Below are 20,280 nucleotides of genomic sequence, written 5' to 3' on the forward strand. Positions count from 1 at the left end.
AGGCAAACGAGTTGGCGACTACAGGGCTAAAAACTTGGCAAAGGCAAGTGTTGGCGAACGTAAACTTGCTGGTGAGGGTGGGAGTGGAGGATGGCGGATAAGGCCTGAAGTTGTCGTGAGGTGGCGTGCAGGTCCGTCGTGAGGTGCTGTGCAGGTTCCTCGTGGGTGGTGTGCGGGCGCGTCACGATCGGGGTGAAGGGGAACCCGGCACTTGGGCAGCTCCCGCGTATTCGCTAGGGTCCGGCCTATGGCAAACACCCAGGGCCCCGAGGGCAACTACGACCCCGCGGGCAGCACCCAAATGTTCCGTGCGTTCGTCGACGAGGCCCCCCAGGGCCGGCAGCAGCAGGCGGCCGCTCCCGCGGGTCCCCGCGTGGGCCTGATCGTCGGCGTCGTTCTCGCCGTCGCGGTCGTCGCCGCGGTGGCCTGGCTCGCCCTCATGTAACCGAGCAGGACACACGTGACCGAGCTGGGTCACGCGACCCGGCAGGTCACGAAACCCAGTGGGGCACGCGACTCGGCGGGTCACGAAACCCAGTAGGGCGCGCGACTCGGCGGGTCACGAAACCCAGTAGGGCGCGCGACTCGGCGGGTCACGAAACCCAGTGGGGCACGCGACTCGCCAGATCACGAAACCCGGCAGGTCACGAAGCCCGGCAGGGCCACGGCCCTAGTTCCACTGGACGGAGACGTCCCGCGTCTCGACGTGCATGCCCAGCGGCACCCGCCACGCGTCGACGCACACCGTCCAGGTCCCGCTCTTCTTCGTGCCGGCGGCGATCGGCGCGGGAAGAGCCCCGGTCGACCGGATTGTCGCCCAGTCGATCCCGAGCGATCCGATGATGTGCGTCCCGAACGTCACCGTGCCCGAACGTACCGCCGTACCACCGGTGTTGCTCAAGGAGACGGTCACCTTCTCGCACCACCGCCGATCGGCGGCCGCGCGCGAGATGTCGCTGACGCCGAGCACGGCGGGTCCGGCACTCGCCGTCGACCCGGGCGCGGGCGGCGCGGAGGAATGTCCCGAACTCCCGCCTGCACGACCTGAGTCGCCGCCGGAGGACGAGCCGGAGGACGAAGAGGACCCGCCGCTGTCGCCGACCCCCGTGCCTCCCGGGCCACCGTCCCCGGCCCCGTCCCCGGAACCACCTTCGCCGGCACCCGACCCTCCCGAGCCGGCACTCTGGACCGCCGAGCCTTCCGGGCCACCTGTGCCGTCGGCCGAGGAGCCGCCCGGACCGGCGGTCGACGCCGTCCTCCCCGAGTCGGAACTCCCCTTGTTCCCGGCGGTGTTGGAGTCGCCCGCGGCCGTACCCTCCAGCGGCACCAGGGACACCTCGCCCGTTGGCGCCACCACCGCCCCCGACGCCCGTGGGGAGCCGCCCGCGGCCCCGACGGCGACGTAGCCGCCATCACTCCCGCCGCTCCCGCACGCGGCCAGCGCTCCGCCCAGACACAACACCGCCGCCGAGGTGCCCAGCAGGGCACCTCGGCGACCACGTATCGATTCGTGACGCATCGCGCCAGTGTGGCTGACGACCCGTCAATTATGAACCCCGCGTGGGGCGGTCAGTCGGAGATGAGGCCTTCCCGCAGCTGGGCCAGCGTGCGGGTGAGGAGACGGGAGACGTGCATCTGCGAGATGCCGACCTCCTCGCCGATCTGCGACTGGGTCATGTTCGCGAAGAAGCGAAGCATGATGATCCGGCGCTCGCGGGGCGGCAGCTTGGCGAGCAGCGGCTTGAGCGACTCGCGGTACTCGACGCCCTCCAGCGCGGTGTCCTCGTAGCCGAGGCGGTCCGCGAGGGAGCCCTCGCCGCCGTCGTCCTCGGGGGCGGGCGAGTCGAGCGACGACGCCGTGTACGCGTTGCCGACGGCCAGGCCGTCGACCACGTCCTCCTCGGACACCCCGAGCACGGTGGCCAGTTCGGCGACCGTCGGCGAACGGTCGAGCTTCTGCGAGAGCTCGTCGCTGGCCTTGGTGAGGGCGAGCCGCAGCTCCTGGAGGCGGCGCGGAACGCGGACCGACCAGGAGGTGTCGCGGAAGAAGCGCTTGATCTCACCGACGACCGTCGGCATCGCGAAGGTCGGGAACTCGACGCCGCGTTCGCAGTCGAAGCGGTCGATCGCCTTGATCAGGCCGATGGTGCCGACCTGGACGATGTCCTCCATCGGCTCGTTGCGGGAGCGGAAGCGGGCCGCCGCGTACCGGACGAGCGGGAGGTTGAGCTCGATGAGGGTGTCCCGGACGTAACCACGCTCCGGGCTGTTCTCGGCGAGTGCGGCGAGCCGCAGGAAGAGGGAGCGGGACAGGGTCCGGGTGTCGATGGCGCCCGAGGATTCGGGGACCAGAACGGCTTCCGGGGCCTCGGCGGCAGGGACATCGTGAAGCGTGGCGTGCGCCTCGGGCACTGCGTCGCTCTTCGTGAGCGTGAGCACCTTCGAGCTGCCCTGATCTGCGGACATGCCACCCCCTTTGGGTCGCGGACGGTCGCGGCAGTCGCTCCCGTCGGAGGAACGCAGCCTCCACCTGAATACCGGAGGCGAGGCCGCGGCAAACGCGCTTCCGGCAGAATGTCACATGTCGGCAACACGCTGTAGAGACTTGTCGACATGTAGAGGGTGGATCAGCCCTGGAAGAAGGGGGTCTGACGGTATTTCAGCGCTCAACTGCCAAAAAATGTGACCTTGAGCGATTCGCTCTTTTCGGTTACGCCTCGATCCTGTTTGCGGATCGAAGACGCGCGAAGCTGCGGGCGAGCAGCCTTGACACGTGCATCTGGGAGACTCCCAGCTCGGCGCTGATCTGTGACTGGGTGAGATTGCTGTAGTAGCGGAGCAGCAGGATCCGCTGCTCGCGTTCGGGCAGTTGTACGAGCAAATGCCGTACGAGGTCACGGTGTTCGACGCCGTCGAGCGCGGGGTCCTCGTAGCCGAGCCGGTCGAGCAGTCCCGGCAGCCCGTCGCCCTCCTGGGCCGCTTCGAGGGAGGTCGCGTGGTACGACCGTCCCGCCTCGATGCAGGAGAGCACCTCCTCCTCGCCGATGCGCAGCCGTTCGGCGATCTCTGCGGTGGTGGGCGAGCGCCCGAAGGCGGTCGTCAGGTCCTCGGTCGCGCTGTTCACCTGCACCCACAGCTCGTGCAGCCGGCGCGGTACGTGGACGGTGCGAACGTTGTCACGGAAGTACCGCTTGATCTCGCCGACGACCGTCGGCATCGCGAAGGTCGGGAACTGCACGCCGCGGTCCGGGTCGAAGCGGTCGATGGCGTTGATCAGGCCGATGGTGCCGACCTGGACCACGTCCTCCATCGGCTCGTTGCGGGAGCGGAAGCGGGCCGCCGCGTAGCGGACGAGCGGCAGGTTCGCCTCGATGAGGGCGCCGCGGATCCGGTTGTGCTCGGGGGTGCCCGGCTCCAGCACCTTGAGTTCGCCGAAGAGCACCTGCGTGAGGGCCCGGGTGTCCGCACCGCGACGCCGCTCCTGCGTGACCTCCTGGATCGGTGCGGGGCCGGGCGCGGGGTCCTGCGCGGGGTTCTGTGCGGGAGTTGCGGTGGGGCCGGACGCGGGGCTGGGCGTGGGAGACGCGGGGCTGGGCGAGGGAGTGGCTGCTGGACCGGCTGTGGGGCCGCCTGCGGGGCTCGGGGCACTCGGTGCGGTGATCGCTGCCGTGGTCTGCGCCGGGGGCGAGGGCGGGGCGGGCGTGAGGGCCGGTGCCTGGGCCTTGGCCGGGGCTTCCTCCTGGGGCGGCGCAGTACTGGCCGACACGGTCAACGCCACCTCTTCATTCGTCAACGATCCGTCAACGTATCCGTCAACTCATTCGTCAAAAGCGGTCATAGCATCACAAGACATGTGCACTGTGTGCAAGCACCGCATAACGCCGTGTTGGAGGTGAGTTGGAGGCGAGTTGGGGCGTAAGGCGCCAAAAACCCCTGACCGGTTGCGGTCAAGGGCTCGGAAAAGGAGTGCGATCAAAAACGGTCAGAACGGGTAGTCGGCGATCACCCAAGTGGCGAACTCCCGCCAGAGCGCGACACCGGCCACGTGTGCCGGGTGTTCCAGGTAACGCTTGAGGGCGTCGGCGTCCTCGACGGCGGCGTTGATCGCGAAGTCGTACGCGATGGGCCGGTCGCTGATGTTCCACTCGCACTCCCAGACCCGCAGCTCGGGGATCAGGCCGCCGAGCGCGCGGAAGGCGGCGACTCCCTCGACGACGCGGGGCTCGTCGCGCCGGACACCGTCGTTGAGCTTGAAGAGGACCAGATGGCGGATCACGGGCACTCCCTGGTGGTGAGGTGGTTCTTCGCTCGGTCGCGTCCGTGCCCGGCCGCGCCTCGCTCCGTCATGCTTACTCGACGCCGGACGCGCGGAATCCCCGACGCGCGGGCGTCGGCGCCTGACGTCAGTTCTTTGCCCCGTCGGCGATCCAGGTCATGAAGTCGCCGATCGCCCCAGCGGCGTTCGATATGCCCTCGAACGCTATCTGGACGTAGTCGGCGGCCTTGGCCGGATCCGTGATGATCACGTAGAGCGCGAAGACCACGAGCACGTAGATGGCGATCTTCTTCGAATTCACCGCCATGGCGGCCTCCCCTGTGACTGCTGCGCCCGTGGGCCCCCTGCTGCCGGCGGTGAGTGTAACCTTCACGCCGCCTTTAAGGACCAACGACCCGCTGGTCGAGGTCTTTCGCCGGGCATCACCGGCGCTCCGGCGGTCCAGGATGGAAGGGAGCCCCGGCGGTATCCGAGCAGGAGTCCACGGGGCCCGGTGGGACCCCACTGCGGGGTTCTCGCCGCCCGACTTCCCCCGAGACGGCGGCGTGGACCTGCGGGTCCCTTCCGTGGGGGAAGCGGTCGCCCCCGATGCGCCGCTTCCCCCTCCTCTTTGGGAGCGGAGAACCCTTCCGGGTGCGGAAGAGCCCCGGCGGCCGAGCACCGCCGGGGCCTTCCGCGTCCTGGGCCGTACGGAACCCCGCCCCCCCGAACGCACGAAGGGCCGGGATCCACACCGGGTGACCGGAGTGCCGTTGCCGCAGGTGGGGCCGCGGAAGATCTCGACGGTCCGTCAGTTGTCACCGAGTGTTCAAAAATTCTCAAGTACCCGTACAACTGTTCCTCGTTGTCGTGAGTCTCTGAACGAGAGTCAGACAGACTCCTCCGACACCTTTGGTGCCCACGTGACCCCCACTGAACGTGAGGCGCTCAGTCCACTTGAGGAACGCGCATGCGTATTCGTGCAAGTCTGGCCGCCGCGACCGTGTCCGGCGTCGTGGCGCTCACCGCCCTCGTCGCTCCGGCCGCCCAGGCGACGGACGGCCCGACCCCCTTCACCGCGAAGATGTCGCCGTTCACGGCCACCGCGCCGGCCGACGACAGCCAGGGCGACACCCAGATCACCAAGGTCACGGTCAACGCCAACACGGACGTCGTCGTCGGTGTGTCCACGAAGAGCTTCAACATCTATGTGACCGCCACCGACCCGGCCGGCATCGACACCGCCGGTGCCATCCTGTGGCACGGCACCAGCCTGTCCGACACCGACCCCGACGTGGACGGGGCCATGGGTTCGGACCAGGACGCGACCTGCGACCAGTGGAGCGCCACGTCGGCCACCTGCAAAATCACCATCACGGCCGAGCCCGGGGACTCTGACACGTCCACGCTGTACAACAGCTTCCTGGCCGGCAAGTGGAACGTGGCCGCGTACGCCGTCGGCAGCGACGGTGACTACGTCGAGAAGGACGTCTACAAGAACAGCTGGGTGAAGCGGGCCGCGAGCTTCAGCGGCTTCAACGCCAGTCCGGAGCCCGTCACCAAGGGCAAGGCCATCACGGTCACCGGCACTCTCAACCGCGCGAGCTGGACGTACCTGAAGTACTACGGCTACGGCAGCCAGAGCGTCCAGCTGCAGTTCAAGAAGGCGGGCGCCAGCACCTACAGCACCGTCAAGACGATCACGAGTTCGTCCAGCGGCTACCTGAAGACCACGGTGACCGCCTCGGTGGACGGCACCTATCGCTTCCACTACGCGGGCAACAGCACCTCGTCCGTCGCGGATGCCTACGACTACGTCGACGTTCGCTGAATGAGCAGGTGAATCAAAGGCCCCGGATCACTCCGGGGCCTTTCCCGTGCGCGCCCGACGGGCAGCGCGTCATCGAGGCTCGTGATCGGCGGGGCGCTACCGCGAGCCTCCGGCGGACGCCCACGACGCGTTCGTCACAGCACTGAATGAGGCAGGCTGTCGCCGCGGTGCCCGGCCCGGCTGACGGCTCGGCCTTCCCGCCGAACCGAGACGGAAAACCACGACGGGCCCGATCCAATGGATCGGGCCCGTCGTCTACCTGCGGTAGCGGAGGGATTTGAACCCTCGGTGACTTGCGCCACACTCGCTTTCGAGGCGAGCTCCTTCGGCCGCTCGGACACGCTACCGAGGGAGACCCTACCCCAAGGTGGGCCGTGGTCTGAAATCCGTTTCGGCGGCCCCGGACCTTCGGCGCGGGACGCGGGCGGACGGCCGGCCGGTGCTCGGCCGGGCATGTTCCGGTGCCTCTCCCGGTGCGCGGCAGAGGCTTGCCCCGGGCCCGCCCGGTGGGCGGCGGTGGTCGGTCAGCGGTCGCGGAAGAAGTCGGTGAGCAGCGCGGCGCATTCCTCGGCGAGGACGCCCTCGATCACCTCGGGCCGGTGGTTGAGCCGACGGTCGCGGACGACGTCCCAGACGGAGCCGGTCGCGCCCGCCTTCTCGTCGCGGGCGCCGTAGACCACCCGTTCGACACGGGACTGGACGAGCGCGCCCGCGCACATCGTGCAGGGCTCCAGGGTGACGACGAGCGTGCACCCGGAGAGCCGCCACTCACCGAGCCCGGCGGCGGCCCTGCGCAACGCCAGGACCTCGGCGTGCGCCGTCGGGTCGCCGGTGGCCTCACGTTCGTTGTGTCCGGCCGCCAGCACGGTCGTACCGTCCGGGGACAGCACGACGGCGCCGACGGGAACGTCCCCGCCCTGAACCGCCAGCCGCGCCTCGGCCAGCGCGAGCCGCATCGGGGCCCGCCACCGATCACGTACGGGATCGGGCGGCCGGGGTACCTGGTGGGGGGTGCTCACCCGGGGAACCTAGCGGAATCCCGCCGGGTCCGACGGCAGGGACCTGCGGGCGCCGTCCCCCGCCGTCCCGCCGTCCGGCGAGAGGCAAGTGGCAAGTGGCAAACGACAGGCGAAGACCCGGCCCGCTGGATGGGGCCGGCTCGTCGGATGGGGTTGGCTCGCGGGCAAGGGGGCTGGGCCCACCGTTTCCGGGGGCCTAGCGGACGGTCTCCAGGACCTCTGCCGCTCCCAGCGCTTCGGCGATCGTGCTGAGCGCGTCGCCTTCGTCCAGGGCCAGCAGTTCCCTCTCGTTCACTCCGAGGTCCGCGAGGATGTAGCGGTCCCCGACGGGGCTGTGCGACACGGCATCGCCGGACACGCTCCCCTGTTCCTCCTCGTCGTCCTCGGAGTCCCCGGGTTCACCGTCCTCCGTGCCGTCCAGATCGAGGGAGTCCAGGTCGGCGTCGTCGTCGCCCGGCTCCCGTCCTAGTAGTTCGTCCGTGAGCAGGATCTCGCCGTACGAGCTACGGGCAGCCGCGGCGGCGTCCGAGACGTAGATACGAGGATCCTCCTCGCCGTCCACGCGGACGACGCCGAACCACGCGTCTTCCTGCTCGATGAGTACGAGCACCGTGTCCTCGTCCGAGACTTCACGGGCCAGGTCGGTCAGATCCGACAGGGTTTCCACATCGTCGAGCTCTGTATCGCTCGCTTCCCACCCGTCTTCGGTGCGCGCGAGCAGTGCGGCGAAGTACACCGTGACTCTCCCACTGGTCATAGGCGTGCCGGTTGGGGTTCCCCCCGGCGGAGGCTGTGGGCGGGGAGTGCTGCTCTGAGCCCCGCCCACTCGGAATCGTGGCAGAAACAGAGCGTTCAGGGGATGTCTTCGGCCTGCTGTGTCTGCCTCTTTTGATCGCTAACAGCGGATCGTACGCGGATGCCCGCGCCGTGTAGGCATCTCTCCGCCCGCCGTGTCCACCACACGGCCCCTCCTGACGCGGGCGTGGCCCGATTCCACAGTGGCCGGGCGTCCGGTTTCCCCCGGCGTGCCACCGAGCGCCGTGCGGGCGCGTCACCCCGTCACGGCGGCCGCGCCACCGGCGGCGGCGCGGGCACACGGCAACGGCCGTGTGGGAGAGCGCCGCCGGGCCCCCACGGGCGTGTCGACCACGGCGGCAGCGGCCTCGTCCTCGACTCTCCGTCTCGCCTCCCCGTGGGCGTGGCGCCCCCCTGCGGACGCGCCACAGCTCCGGCACGGGAGCGCCGAAGACGCGCTGCGCGGGCCTACGTCATCGACGCGCGCGGTCCCGCCGGCCATGGCGCGGGCCGATATCGGTGCCGGGGCGCGTGCCGCCTCCGTGACGGGGCGCGCCCCGGCAGCGGGCGGCCCGACGATCGTGGCGGGCGCAGGCCGCGGCCATGACGCGCGGGCCGACGGCCGCGGCGGGTGTCAGGGGGCGACGATGGCTGGCGGGCCCTCATCCGTGGCAGGGCGCAGGGCCGACGGCGGCGGCGGGCCGTCCGACGATCGTGGCAGGCGTGGGCCGCGACGGTGGCGTGCGGTCCGACGTCTGTGGTGGGCGCCAGGGGGCGCCGATGGCGTTCGGGCTGTTATCCGTGGCGGCCGCGGGCCCGCAGCCATGGCGTGCGGGCCGACGGCCGCGGCGGGTGTCAGGGGGCGACGATGGCTGGCGGGCCCTCATCCGTGGCGGGGCGCTGTCCGACGACTGCGGCGTCGGGCGGGCTGACGATCGCGACCGGTGCAGGTCGGCGACGACGGCGTGCGGTTCCGACCGCCGTGGTGGGCGAGGGCCCGACGACCATTGCCTGTGACCGTGGCCTGCGGCCGACGACCATGGCCTGCGGCCTGCGGCCTGCGGCCTGCGGGTCTACGGTCGGTGGGTGTCGGCTACCAGCGGAACGTTCGCATGCGCATCGCGTGGCGCAGCCGGGCGGTCTTGGCGCGGCGGGGCTGGACCCGGTCGCGCAGCTCGCGCGCCTCGGTCAGGTCGCGCAGGAACTGAGCCCGTCGCCTCCTTCGCTCGGCGTCGCTCTCCAGCCGCTCGGAGGTCTCCTCTTCCGGGTTCCGCATTGGCACACCACCCCAGGTCCGTCCCTCCCACCTTCCCTCCGATGGGCGGTTTGATGCCAGCGGACGGGTGATGCGGGGCGGCGGCCCTTGCCGGGCGGGTCACTGGCGGGTGGCGGTAGCCCCGCTACTGTTGTGGACATGCGTCTTCACGTCGTCGACCACCCCCTGGTCGCCCATAAGCTCACCACCCTGCGCGACCGGCGCACCGACTCCGCGACCTTCCGGCGGCTCGCCGACGAGCTGGTCACCCTGCTCGCCTACGAGGCCACCCGCGACGTGCGCACGGAGCAGGTCGACATCGTGACCCCGGTCTCCCCGACCACGGGCGTCAAGCTCTCCTACCCGCGCCCGCTCGTCGTGCCGATCCTGCGCGCGGGCCTCGGCATGCTCGATGGAATGGTCCGGCTGCTGCCGACCGCCGAAGTGGGCTTCCTGGGCATGGTGCGCGACGAGGAGACGCTCCAGGCGTCCACGTACGCCACCCGTATGCCGGACGACCTCTCCGGCCGTCAGGTGTACGTCCTGGACCCGATGCTGGCCACCGGCGGCACGCTCGTCGCCGCGATCCAGGAGCTGATCAAGCGCGGCGCCGACGACGTCACCGCCGTGGTCCTCCTCGCCGCCCCGGAGGGTGTCGAGCTCATGGAGCGCGATCTGGCGGGCACGCCGGTCACCGTCGTCACGGCCTCGGTGGACGAGCGCCTGAACGAGCACGGCTACATCGTGCCGGGTCTCGGCGACGCCGGGGACCGGATGTACGGGGCCGCCGAGTAACTCCGGAGCGGCCGCGGCGGCTCCGGAGTCGGCGGCTCTCCTTCGAGAGCGCCCCCGGAGCCGACGGCTTTGTCAGCAGCTCTTCTTCGAGGTGGAGGGCGCCGGTTCGGGCTGAGCCAGGACGGTCAGCGCCTTGTCGGCGTCCTCCTTCTTCGTCAGCGCCTTGAACTCGGTGCCGATGATGAGGTCGACCGTGGTGGCCCGGGCGCGGCCGTCGGTCTTCAGCTGGGCGCCGGAGAGCTGGGTGTTGAGGACGGGGAGCGCGGCCTGGTCGGCGGCCTTGGCGCCGAGCAGCAGTCCGGCGCCCGCGACCTTCTTGTCGTACGCGGCCGTCGCGTTGCCCACGTCACCGATCTTGAAGCCGCGCTTCTTCAGCTCGTCCGCCGTCTGCTTGGCGAGCCCGCTGCGGGGCGTCGCGTTGAAGACGTTCACGGTGATCTGGCCGGGCTTGGGCAGCGTGGCCGCGAGGGCGGCGGCCGCGGAGGCCTTCGCCGAGGGCGTGACCTTCGACGCGCAGTCCGCCTTGGTGCCCGCGGCCGTGGCCTTGCTGCCGCCCGTGTAGATGTCGATGAGCTGCAGGGTCCCCCACCCGATCAGCCCGAGTGCGGTGACGGAGGCGACGCTCACGAACGCGAACTTGCGACGCCCACGAGGGCGGCGCATCCGCGGGTACTTGTCCCCCGTGATCCGATACTGGCCACCCATGCCAGGGGGAGTAAGCATGCTCATGGGCGCAGCGTAGTGCGCCGAGACGCCAATGCCTACTAGATGATCATTGCCCGGCGTTCAGTTCAACCCATTGGGGTCAAGCCGTGGCCATTAGTCCAGTTCAAGAACGCGCGCGTGCAGCACCTGGCGCTGCTGGAGCGCGGCTCGGACGGCGCGGTGCAGACCGTCCTCCAGGTACAGATCGCCCTGCCACTTGACGACGTGGGCGAAGAGATCGCCGTAGAAGGTGGAGTCCTCGGCGAGGAGGGTCTCCAGGTCCAGCTGGCCCTTGGTCGTCACGAGCTGATCGAGGCGGACCGGGCGCGGCGCGACGTCCGCCCACTGCCGGGTGCTTTCCCGGCCGTGGTCGGGGTACGGCCGGCCGTTTCCGATGCGCTTGAAGATCACACGGAAAGCCTACCGGTCAAGACCTTCCGGGCGCAGCCATGGCGGCGGAGTGCGACGCTGGAAAAGATGTCGTAAATCCTTGCAAATCGGGAACAGGGGTCTGATATGAGTGACAGCGAGACCGTGTCGTCGGCTGCCACTGGGACCGTTCCCGAGCGGGTGGTCGGCGCGCCCGCGCTCCCGAGGGACGCCCTGGAGATCGCCTCCGGCTACGCCTTCGCCGGTCCCGCCCTCGACCTCGGCGCGCTGATCTGGGACGGGACGTGCCTGCCCGACGCGCAGATCCGCATCCCCCTGCCGATGCTCAACCGGCACGGCCTGGTGGCGGGCGCCACCGGCACCGGCAAGACCAAGACGCTCCAGCTGATCGCCGAGCAGCTCTCGGCGCAGGGTGTCCCCGTCTTCCTCGCCGACATCAAGGGTGACGTCTCCGGGATCTCGGCGCCGGGCGAGCCGGGGACGAAGGTCCAGGAGCGGGCCCGGGAGGTCCACCAGGAATGGACACCGGGCGGCTGTCCGGCGGAGTTCTACGCGCTCGGCGGCCTCGGCCACGGCATTCCCGTGCGCGCCACGGTCACCAGCTTCGGGCCGGTGCTGCTGTCCAAGGTGCTCCAGCTCAACCGGACCCAGGAGCAGTCGCTCGGCCTGATCTTCCACTACGCCGACCAGAAGGGCCTGGAACTGGTCGACCTCAAGGATCTGCGCGCGGTCGTCGCCTTCCTGACCTCGGACGAGGGCAAGCAGGAACTGAAGGGGATCGGCGGGCTGTCCACCGCCACGGCGGGCGTCATCCTGCGCTCCCTCACGGCCTTCGAGGCGCAGGGCATGAGCCCCTTCTTCGGGGAGCCGGAGTTCGACACGAGCGAGCTGACGCGTACGGCGCCGGACGGCCGGGGTGTGGTGTCGGTCCTCGAACTGCCCGCTGTGCAGGACAGACCGCAGCTCTTCTCGACGTTCCTGATGTGGCTGCTCGCCGATCTCTTCCACGACCTCCCGGAAGTCGGCGACGCCGACAAGCCGAAGCTCGTCTTCTTCTTCGACGAGGCTCATCTGCTCTTCAGTGACGCGTCGAAGGCATTCCTGGACTCGATCACGCAGACCGTCCGGCTCATTCGCTCGAAAGGGGTCGGCGTCTTCTTCGTGACGCAGACGCCGAAGGACGTCCCCGGAGATGTCCTCGCCCAGCTCGGCAACCGCGTCCAGCACGCGCTGCGCGCCTTCACCCCGGACGACCAGAAGGCGCTGAAGGCCACCGCGAAGACGTTCCCCGATTCTCCGTACGACCTCGAAGAGGTCCTCACTGGCCTGGGCACCGGCGAGGCCGTGGTCACCGTGCTGAGCGAGAGGGGCGCTCCGACGCCGGTCGCGGTGACCCGGCTGCGTGCCCCGCGGTCGCTGATGGGGCCGGTGGAGGCGGACGCGCTGGACCGGGCGGTGAAGGACTCGCCGTTGTACGGGCGGTACGCGCAGGCGGTGGACCGGGAGTCGGCGTACGAGAAGCTGACGGTGGCACGGACCGGCGGCGACCAGGCCTCCGGTTCGCCGTCGTCCTCGCCGTCCTCGCCTTCCGCGGGGCGGCACGACGCACCGAGGCCGAAGGAGGACGCCTCCGTCGTCGAGCAGGTCGTCGGCAGCGGGCTGTTCAAGTCCCTGGCCCGGTCGGTGGGTACGCAGATCGGGCGGGAGATCACCCGGTCGATCTTCGGGACGGCCCGGAAGCGGCGCTGATTCCAGCCCCACAGAACTCCGGTCCAGGGAGGCTGGGAGCACCCGGCCCGGGGAAGCGGGACGCCGGTTGCCCCGGCCCGGCCCGGCTACTTGCCGGCGGCCTTCGCCGCCGCCTTCATCTCCTGCTTGTGGGCGCGGACCTTGGCGAGGGACTCCGGGCCGGTGATGTCGGCGACCGAGCGGAAGGACTTGGCTTCGCCGTAGGGGCCCGCCGCTTCGCGCCAGCCCTTGGGGCGGACGCCGAGTTGCTTGCCGAGGAGGGCCAGGAAGATCTGGGCCTTCTGGGGACCGAAGCCGGGGAGTTCCTTGAGGCGGCGGAGGAGTTCGTCGCCGGTCGAGGCGTCCTTCCAGACGGCGGCGGCGTCTCCGTCGTAGTGCTCGACGAGGTACTGGCACAGCTGATGGATGCGCTTGCCCATCGAACCCGGATAGCGGTGCACGGCCGGCTTTTCCGAGAGCAGTGCGGCGAACCTCTCCGGGTCGTACGAGGCGATCTCGTTCGCGTCGAGATCGTCCGCGCCCATGCGCTGAGCGATCGTGTACGGCCCCGCGAAGGCCCACTCCATCGGCACCTGCTGGTCCAGCAGCATGCCGACCAGGGCCGCGAGCGGGCTGCGGCCGAGCAGTTCGTCGGCCTCGGGCTGCTGGGAGAGGTGAAGAGTGACGTCCATGGGTCGATGATCCCGCGTGCGGCGGCGGGACGCTCGGTCGTGGCCGCCCGGGTTCACCGGGTCTTCACCCCGGACGTACGATCCCGGATATGTGAGTTAGGTTAGCCTAACCTAGCCTAACCTGACATGAGTGGGGATGGATCGTGACCGCCGAGATCTACCGTGACACCTGGGGCATCCCGCACCTGCGCGCCGGCAGCGCGCGTGAACTCGCCCATGCCCAGGGCCGGGTGACCGCCCGGGACCGGGCCTGGCAGCTGGAGGTCGAACGGCACCGCTCCCAGGGCACCTCGGCCGCGTTCCTCGGCGCGGAGTCCGTCGGCTGGGACCGGTTCGCGCGGCAGGCCCGGCTCGACGACACCGCGCGACGCTGCTTCGAGGCCCTCGAGGAGCGGAACCCCGAGACCGCAGCGTGGGTCGTCGCGTACGTCGACGGGGTCAACGCCGAACTGGCCGAAGGGGCCGCCCGCGCACCCGAGTTCGCGGCGAGCGGGCTCACTCCGGGACGCTGGGAGCCCTGGAGTCCGCTGGGAGTCTGGCTCGGCACCCACATCCTCTTCGCCGGATTCCCCGCCAAGCTGTGGCGCGAGGAGGTCGTACGACGGCTGGGCGCGGACGCGGTCGGCCTGTTCGCCATGGACGGGCCGGTCACGGCCGGCAGCAACGGATGGCTGGTGAGCGGCGAACGCACCGCCACCGGGCAGGCGGTGATCGCCGGTGACCCGCACCGCTTCATCGAGGACCCCGGCGTCTACCAGCAGATCCGGCTCTCCTGCCCGGAGTTCGACGTCGTCGGCCTCGCCGTCCCCGGCGTCCCGGGCATCGCCCACTTCGCGCACACCGGAACCGTCGCCTGGGCGATCACCAACGCGATGGCCGACTACCAGGACCTCTACCGGGAGCGGCTGCGGCTCGTGGACGCGGCCGACGTGGAGGATTCCGGGGGCGGCGCGGCTGTCGAGGCTCTCGATCCCGACGGTGTGTGGCGGACCACGGCACGGCACCTGGAGCGGGTGGAGGTGGCCGGGGGTGAACCCGTCGACGTCGAGGTGATCGAGACGGCGCGTGGACCCGTGGTGATCGGGGGCGCCGGCACCGAGGAGTGCATCAGCCTCCGCTACCCGCCCCGGGTGACACGGGACCTCGGCTTCGGCGCTCTCCTCCCGCTGCTGCGCGCCCGCCGGGTCGCCGACGTGGACCGGGCGTTCGACGCCTGGGCGGAGCCGGTGAACGTCGTGCAGGCCGCCGACACCGAGGGCGGAGTGCTGCACCGCGTCGCGGGACGGGTCCCGGTCCGCGGCACGGCCGGCCGCACCCGGGTCGTGCCCGCCTGGGAGGCCGGGCACGAGTGGACCGGCTGGCACGAGATGCCGTACGGCACGGTCGAGGACGGCCTCGCCGTGATGGCGAACCAGCGCGGCCCCGCGGCCCCGCTCGGCGTCGAGTTCGCGCCGCCCCATCGCGCCGCCCGCATCCGCCAACTGCTCGACGCGGGCGCTAAGTGGACGGCGGCGGACATGCCGGCCATCCACATGGACACCCATCTCGCCTCCGCCGCGGCCCTGTTGGACCGGCTGCCCGCACCGGAACTCTCGAGCACCGCGGCCGGTCTTCGGAACCAACTCCTGCTGTGGGACCGGCACATGGACGCCGACAGTGGCACGGCGGCGGTGTACGCGCAGGTACGCGGCGCGGTCGTACGACGGCTCGCCGCTCACCCGGCCCTCGCCGTGCTGGCCGAGCCGCCCGCCCACCCGGCCGTCTTCCTGCCCTGGCTCGCGCTCACCCCGCGCGTCGCCTTCGCCCTCGAAAACCTGCTCACCGCACGGGAGTTGTACGGCATAGACCGCGACGACGTGGTGCGCGCGGCCGTCGAGGAGGTGGCCGCCCGGCCCGCCTCCCGAACCTGGGGCGACACCCATCGCCTCGCCCCCTGGCGCGCGCTCACCGGCGCCGCGTACGACGAACCAGCCCGCGAACCAGCCCACGAACCGGCCCTGTCCGGCGACAACGACTGCGTCCTGTCCACCTCGTCCGTGCCCGGACTCACCGACCTGAGCGCCCGCGGATCCGCCGCCCGGTACGTCTGGGACCTCGCAGACCGCGCCAACAGCCTCTGGGTGGTCCCGTTCGGAGCCGACGGCGTTCCCGGCGCGGCCCACCAACGCGACCAACTCCCCTTGTGGATCAGGGGAGATCTCGCCCCGGTGACCACCGACTGGAACAAACTGACCAAGGAGAGCGATGACGACTGAGACGTACGCCGACGCCCGAGAGGCAGTTCACGAGCAACGGGTCGACGGCTTCGGCACGGTCCGGGTGCTGCCCGTCGACCCGCACGCCGACCTCGACGTCCTGCACGCCTGGGTCACCGAGGAGCGGGCCGCGTACTGGGGCATGACCGGGTTCACCAGGCAGCAGGTGCTGGAGACCTACCTCCATCTCGACTCGCTCGACACCCACCACGCCTTCCTCACGGTCAAGGACGGCGTACCGGCCGCGCTCTTCCAGACGTACGAACCCGAGGCCGACCGGGTCTCCGAGTGCTACGAGGTCCGGCCGGGCGACATCGGCGTCCACCTGTTCATCGGACCCCCGGCCCCCGGGGGCGGAGAGCGGCCGGGCTGGTCGTCCACGCTGCTGTCGGCGTTCCTCGCGTACGCCCTGACCGGACTCGACCGGCAGCGGGCCGTGGTCGAACCCGACGCCCGCAACGCCAAGGCCATCGCCCGTCTCGCCCGGCAGGGTTTCGTCCCCGCCGGGGACATCGTGCTCCCCGGGATCGCACTGCCCGAGGTCCACCTGCCCGAGAAGCACGCCCGGCTCGCCTTCCTCACACGGGAGGCCTTCGAGAAGGGTCCGACGACGCCGAGGTGAGCCGGACGCGGGCCCCGTCCGTACGTAACCGAGACTCTGCACATGCGGATACGGAGACGGCGTGTGAATGGAAGCGGGCAGCGAGACCGGCGACGGCTCGGCGCACGGGCCCTGGCCCTGCTGGGCGGCGTCCTTGTGCTGGTGCTCTTCGGGGGCGTGGGCGGCGCGTCCGCCCACGCGGCGCTCACGAGCACCGATCCGCAGGACGGCAGCGTCCTGAAGTCGGCGCCCCGCCAGGTGACCCTGACGTTCAGTGAGTCGATCGGCCTGCTCGACGACTCCTTCCGCGTGCTCACCCCGGAGAACCGGCGCGTCCACACCGGCGAACCGAGCCACGCCGACGGCCGTTCCGACACCGCCCGCGTCACCCTGCCGCGCGGCCTCGGCACCGGCACGTTCACCGTGGCCTGGCGAGTCGTCTCGGCGGACAGCCACCCCGTCTCCGGCGCCTTCACCTTCTCCATCGGCAAACCCTCCGCGACCCCCGCCCCCCTGCCGCCCACCGGGGGGAATCCCACCTCCGCCGCCCTCTACGACATCGCCCGCTACGCCGCGTACAGCGGACTCGCCCTGCTCATCGGCGCGGCCACGTTCGTCCTGGCCTGCGGCTTCCCGGGCTCCGTACGGCGTCTGCTGGTGACCGGCTGGTGGACCCTGCTCGGCTCCACGTTCGTGCTGCTCCTGCTGCGCGGCTCCTACGAGCGGGGCACCGGCGTGGGAGGGGCCTTCGATCCGGCGATCCTGAGCGACACCCTGACGAGCCGCCCCGGCATCGTGCTGGTGGCACGGCTGGCGCTGCTCGCCGCTGCGGCCTTCATGCCCCTTCGGGCGCCGGTACGGGACCGGGAGCCCGGCCGTGGGGTCCTCGTCCTCGGCGGACTGTTCTCGCTGGCCCTCGCGGTCACCTGGGCCGCCGCCGAGCACGCCTCCGCCGGGATCCAGGTCCCCGTGGCGATGGTCTCCTCCGTGCTGCACCTGCTCGCCATGGCCGTCTGGCTCGGCGGCCTGACCGCCCTGCTGACCGCCCTCCACCGCCCCGCCGAGCCGATCCCGCCGGCCGTCGTCACCCGCTTCTCCCGGCTCGCCCTCACCTCGGTCGCCGTCCTCGCGATCACCGGTGTCTACCAGTCCTGGCGCGGCCTCGGCTCCTGGGACGCCCTGACCTCGACGTCGTACGGCAGGCTCCTGGTCGTCAAACTCGCCGGGGTGACGCTGCTGCTGGCGTCGGCGGCCTTCTCGCGCCGCTGGACGGCCCGGCTGGCGATGACGGACACCGCCACCGTCCCCGCCGAGCGGGTAGCGGTCGCGGTCGCGGTGCCGGCCGGGGCGCCGACGCACCCGTCCGCGGTCACCGGCGACGCGCCGGAGGCGCACGAAGGCGAGAACGCGGGCGTCCAGAAGGAGGCAAAGGGAGAGGGGCCGAGGAGAGCTGGTTCGGCAGCAGACGGGCCGACGGGAGCCGGTTCGGCAGGAGCCGGGTCGACGGGTGCCGGATCGACGGGAGACGGGCCCAGTGGGGGTGGTCCGGGGGACACCGCGCACCACCGGGGCCTGCGCCGCTCGGTGCTCGCCGAGGTCACCATCGGCATCCTGGTGCTCGTGATCACCACGATGCTGACCGGGACCCAGCCGGGCCGCGCGGCCACCGAGACCGCCGCCGCCGTCGCGGCCCCGGACCGGCCGACCTCGACGACGACCGTCGTGCCCTTCGACGTCGGCACCCCTGGCGGGCACGGCAAGGTCCAGATCGAGCTGTCGCCGGGCCGGGTGGGCGAGAACTCCGTCCAGGCCGTGATCTTCGGCCCCGACGGCGGCCTCGCGACCGTCCCCGAACTGCGCCTCACCTTCACCCTGGAATCCCAGAAGGTCGGCCCGATCGACGCGGGGATCACCGACAAGGGCGGCTACTGGACATCCGACGGCCTCACCCTTCCCCTCCCCGGCACCTGGACCATGAAGGTCACGGTCCGCACCAGCGACATCGACGAGGTCACCGTCTCGAAGACGGTGAAGATCGGCTGAGCCGGCCCCCTTCGACATCGTGCCCGGCGAAGGCCCCGACCGTGATCGGTCGGGGCCTTCGGTTCGCGCTCCTCGGCGGCTGTGGAGGAGGTGACCCGGCGGACGTTCTCGACACGGGTCGTCGGCAAGGGGAGCGCCCCTGGTTGGTGCTCGGCAGAGGCCGACTGAGACGGACAACGAAGAAGGGCCCCACCGCAAGCGGTGGGGCCCTTCGACATCGTGCCCGGTGAGGCACTGGCGGAGGATACGAGATTCGAACTCGTGAGGGGTTGCCCCCAACACGCTTTCCAACTGTCCGCATGGCTGTTCCGGGCCGTCCGTGGACGTTCGCGCGGCAGGTCAGGCGGCTCGCTTGAACGGGTGTGAACCATGGTGTACGTCCACGCACTGGACAAAGACCAGGACAACGGCCCGATCGGGGTCCGGTCAGAACTCCAGCACCTCGCGGTCGAGCGGATACTGCGCACGGTGAGGGCCGTCGTACGGCGAGGGCGTGATCGGCAGGACGCCGGTCGGCTGCAGGCCCAGGTTGTCGTCCCAGATCCGGGGTTCGACCTGTCCGACGACGCGGAACCGCCGGAAGGTGAACGGCGGGCTGTCGGTCGGGAAGAACTCGGGCGTGGTCATCACCTGGAAGTGCAGGTGCGGCGTGGTGGAGTTGCCGCTGTTGCCGATCAGCCCGAGCACCTGGCCGGATGAGACCCGGTCGCCCTCCCGGACTTTGAGCGAGCCCGGTGTCATGTGGGCGTAGAGCAGATAGCGGCCTGGCGCGACCTCCACGGTGACGTGGTTGCCGACCGTGTCCTCGATCGGCGGGACGGGAGGCGTGAGGGGCGGCGTGTTGTCCGGGATTCCGTCCTGGACCTCCACCACCCTGCCGCTGGCCGCGGCCACGACCGGCTGACGGTAGCTCAGGTAGCTGGTGAGCTGCGCGGGGTCGCCTTCCCAGGTCTGACCCTGCTCGCCGACCCGGTACCAGTCGATCGCGAAGCGCTGCGGCACGTAGAAGCGGCCGTTGATCGGTGCGAGGCCGCGCCGGTGGTGGGTGTTGCCGCAGCACGACTCGCTGGAGTACCAGGTGCCGGGACGGACCGGTGGGTCCAGGTTCAGCGGCGGGGTCCGGGAGGTCCGGGTGGCCTGCACCGTCTCCTTGAAGGCGGAGGGGCCGGAGGGGGCCAGGACCGCGCCCGAGAGATGGTGTTCGAGGACCTCGGGCACCGGTCGGCCGCGGTCGAGGACCAGGTCGAGCCAGATGACCCACTTCTGGGAGCCCTGGATGATGGTCGGCGTCGGTCCCGGGGGCGCCGGGGTGTACCCGTCGGCACCCGGCAGGGGGTCGCCCACCGGATTGGCGGCGTCGGCGAGCGCCTGCCCGCTCAGTGAGCCGACGACCCGGTGCGTGCGGGCGTCTTGGACGTCGACACGGTCGAGCCGCAACGACGTGCTGGTGGGCAGGGCGCTCGTGGTGAGCAGCTCGTACGAGAGGTGCGTCTTGCCGTCCGTGGCGACGAACGGCGCCGGTTCGGTCATCACTGCCGCCGTCAACGGCGTGAACTGCGGGCCGGGCGCAGGAGTGGCCGTGCCGGTCCCGTATCCGGGTCCCGCCGCGGTCACCAGCATGCCGGCCGCGAACACGGCAGCGGCAAGCCCGCGAAGTAGCGGGCTGCGGCCAGTGCGGTTGCGAGGGTCGCGCTCTTCCATTGCGCTCTTTCATTCGTCGGATCCGGGGCCGTGAAGGACACGGCACGCCCCACACCGAGGCGCAGGCCCATGTAATCCGGCGGCGCGCCACTCGGGCGAACGGCGCCGGAGTCAGGTGCCGAACTGCACCCGTCCAGCCGCATCGACCACGGGGTCCTCGCTCACGGCAGCTTCGGGGCGCTGGCGCTGCACGTATGGACAACGAGGCCTGAGAA

General features: G+C 70.9%; 19 protein-coding genes and 1 tRNA gene. 7 read left to right on the plus strand and 13 right to left on the minus strand.

All coding sequences use genetic code 11. The annotated features are described in order from the left end of the window. The first annotated feature begins 247 nt into the window (after positions 1 to 247). Positions 248 to 445, plus strand: coding sequence for a hypothetical protein (locus ACFYR3_RS33700; RefSeq protein ID WP_261703852.1), 198 nt, complete (start codon positions 248 to 250; stop codon positions 443 to 445). Positions 446 to 670: 225 nt separating this feature from the next. On the opposite strand, the gene ACFYR3_RS33705 is transcribed toward ACFYR3_RS33700, so the two are convergent. From ACFYR3_RS33705 to ACFYR3_RS33725, 5 genes are all read right to left on the minus strand, one after another. After that, entirely contained in the window at positions 671 to 1,519 is an 849-nt protein-coding gene (locus ACFYR3_RS33705; protein WP_389285737.1) for a hypothetical protein, read from the minus strand. Positions 1,520 to 1,569: 50 nt separating this feature from the next. Then, on the minus strand, positions 1,570 to 2,466 hold the full coding sequence (locus ACFYR3_RS33710; protein WP_355848382.1) for an RNA polymerase sigma factor SigF: 897 nt from the start codon (positions 2,464 to 2,466) through the stop codon (positions 1,570 to 1,572). 244 nt (positions 2,467 to 2,710) lie between these two features. Beyond that, positions 2,711 to 3,766: a SigB/SigF/SigG family RNA polymerase sigma factor gene (locus ACFYR3_RS33715; protein ID WP_389285739.1), complete on the minus strand. Its 1,056-nt coding sequence runs from the start codon at positions 3,764 to 3,766 to the stop codon at positions 2,711 to 2,713. A 216-nt stretch (positions 3,767 to 3,982) separates the two neighbouring features. Further along, positions 3,983 to 4,276 (minus strand): Dabb family protein, encoded by a 294-nt coding sequence (locus tag ACFYR3_RS33720; RefSeq protein WP_356784477.1) that lies wholly within the window; start codon positions 4,274 to 4,276, stop codon positions 3,983 to 3,985. A gap of 127 nt (positions 4,277 to 4,403) precedes the next feature. Beyond that, on the minus strand, positions 4,404 to 4,583 hold the full coding sequence (locus tag ACFYR3_RS33725) for a hypothetical protein (protein WP_037615173.1): 180 nt from the start codon (positions 4,581 to 4,583) through the stop codon (positions 4,404 to 4,406). Positions 4,584 to 5,225: 642 nt separating this feature from the next. Between ACFYR3_RS33725 and ACFYR3_RS33730 the strand changes: the two genes are divergently transcribed. Next, entirely contained in the window at positions 5,226 to 6,086 is an 861-nt protein-coding gene (locus tag ACFYR3_RS33730) for a calcium-binding protein (protein WP_355848391.1), read from the plus strand. Between the two features lie 262 nt (positions 6,087 to 6,348). On the opposite strand, the gene ACFYR3_RS33735 is transcribed toward ACFYR3_RS33730, so the two are convergent. The 4 genes from ACFYR3_RS33735 to ACFYR3_RS33750 all read right to left on the minus strand — a co-directional run bounded on the left by ACFYR3_RS33735 (position 6,349) and on the right by ACFYR3_RS33750 (position 9,176). Beyond that, positions 6,349 to 6,433 (minus strand) — tRNA-Ser (locus ACFYR3_RS33735). Positions 6,434 to 6,610: 177 nt separating this feature from the next. Further along, on the minus strand, positions 6,611 to 7,042 hold the full coding sequence (gene tadA, locus ACFYR3_RS33740; RefSeq protein WP_356784529.1) for a tRNA adenosine(34) deaminase TadA: 432 nt from the start codon (positions 7,040 to 7,042) through the stop codon (positions 6,611 to 6,613). Positions 7,043 to 7,301: 259 nt separating this feature from the next. Next, entirely contained in the window at positions 7,302 to 7,841 is a 540-nt protein-coding gene (locus tag ACFYR3_RS33745) for a hypothetical protein (RefSeq protein ID WP_355848419.1), read from the minus strand. Positions 7,842 to 8,993: 1,152 nt separating this feature from the next. Next, positions 8,994 to 9,176: a hypothetical protein gene (locus tag ACFYR3_RS33750; protein WP_351551613.1), complete on the minus strand. Its 183-nt coding sequence runs from the start codon at positions 9,174 to 9,176 to the stop codon at positions 8,994 to 8,996. Between the two features lie 138 nt (positions 9,177 to 9,314). Here ACFYR3_RS33750 and upp point away from each other — a divergent pair, with 138 nt between their 5' ends. Further along, positions 9,315 to 9,950: a uracil phosphoribosyltransferase gene (upp, locus tag ACFYR3_RS33755; RefSeq protein WP_261703858.1), complete on the plus strand. Its 636-nt coding sequence runs from the start codon at positions 9,315 to 9,317 to the stop codon at positions 9,948 to 9,950. A 72-nt stretch (positions 9,951 to 10,022) separates the two neighbouring features. On the opposite strand, the gene ACFYR3_RS33760 is transcribed toward upp, so the two are convergent. Then, positions 10,023 to 10,679, minus strand: coding sequence for a LytR C-terminal domain-containing protein (locus ACFYR3_RS33760; RefSeq protein ID WP_355852966.1), 657 nt, complete (start codon positions 10,677 to 10,679; stop codon positions 10,023 to 10,025). Positions 10,680 to 10,769: 90 nt separating this feature from the next. Further along, the gene (locus tag ACFYR3_RS33765; RefSeq protein WP_003999914.1) at positions 10,770 to 11,066 is read right to left on the minus strand and encodes a type II toxin-antitoxin system VapB family antitoxin; all 297 of its coding nucleotides are present in this window, start codon (positions 11,064 to 11,066) and stop codon (positions 10,770 to 10,772) included. Between the two features lie 105 nt (positions 11,067 to 11,171). On the opposite strand from ACFYR3_RS33765, the gene ACFYR3_RS33770 reads away from it, so the two are divergent. Next, positions 11,172 to 12,794 carry a helicase HerA-like domain-containing protein gene (locus ACFYR3_RS33770; protein ID WP_389285742.1) on the plus strand — a complete coding sequence of 541 codons (1,623 nt, stop codon included), beginning with the start codon at positions 11,172 to 11,174 and terminating at the stop codon, positions 12,792 to 12,794. Positions 12,795 to 12,880: 86 nt separating this feature from the next. On the opposite strand, the gene ACFYR3_RS33775 is transcribed toward ACFYR3_RS33770, so the two are convergent. Then, positions 12,881 to 13,465: an HhH-GPD-type base excision DNA repair protein gene (locus ACFYR3_RS33775; protein ID WP_389285744.1), complete on the minus strand. Its 585-nt coding sequence runs from the start codon at positions 13,463 to 13,465 to the stop codon at positions 12,881 to 12,883. Positions 13,466 to 13,608: 143 nt separating this feature from the next. On the opposite strand from ACFYR3_RS33775, the gene ACFYR3_RS33780 reads away from it, so the two are divergent. The 3 genes from ACFYR3_RS33780 to ACFYR3_RS33790 are packed head-to-tail and all read left to right on the plus strand — an operon-like array spanning position 13,609 to position 18,364. Continuing rightward, entirely contained in the window at positions 13,609 to 15,720 is a 2,112-nt protein-coding gene (locus ACFYR3_RS33780) for a penicillin acylase family protein (RefSeq protein WP_389285746.1), read from the plus strand. After that, the gene (locus ACFYR3_RS33785) at positions 15,710 to 16,342 is read left to right on the plus strand and encodes a GNAT family N-acetyltransferase (RefSeq protein WP_355852954.1); all 633 of its coding nucleotides are present in this window, start codon (positions 15,710 to 15,712) and stop codon (positions 16,340 to 16,342) included. The genes ACFYR3_RS33780 and ACFYR3_RS33785 overlap by 11 nt, the downstream gene beginning before the upstream one ends. Before the next feature lie 42 nt (positions 16,343 to 16,384). Continuing rightward, positions 16,385 to 18,364, plus strand: coding sequence for a copper resistance CopC/CopD family protein (locus ACFYR3_RS33790; protein WP_389285748.1), 1,980 nt, complete (start codon positions 16,385 to 16,387; stop codon positions 18,362 to 18,364). A gap of 426 nt (positions 18,365 to 18,790) precedes the next feature. Here ACFYR3_RS33790 and ACFYR3_RS33795 read toward each other — a convergent pair whose 3' ends face one another. Next, the gene (locus tag ACFYR3_RS33795; protein WP_389285750.1) at positions 18,791 to 20,065 is read right to left on the minus strand and encodes a M23 family metallopeptidase; all 1,275 of its coding nucleotides are present in this window, start codon (positions 20,063 to 20,065) and stop codon (positions 18,791 to 18,793) included. Positions 20,066 to 20,280: the final 215 nt, after the last annotated feature.

It is taken from the genome of Streptomyces sp. NPDC005784 (genome assembly GCF_042871525.1).
Taxonomy (GTDB): Bacteria; Actinomycetota; Actinomycetes; order Streptomycetales; family Streptomycetaceae; genus Streptomyces.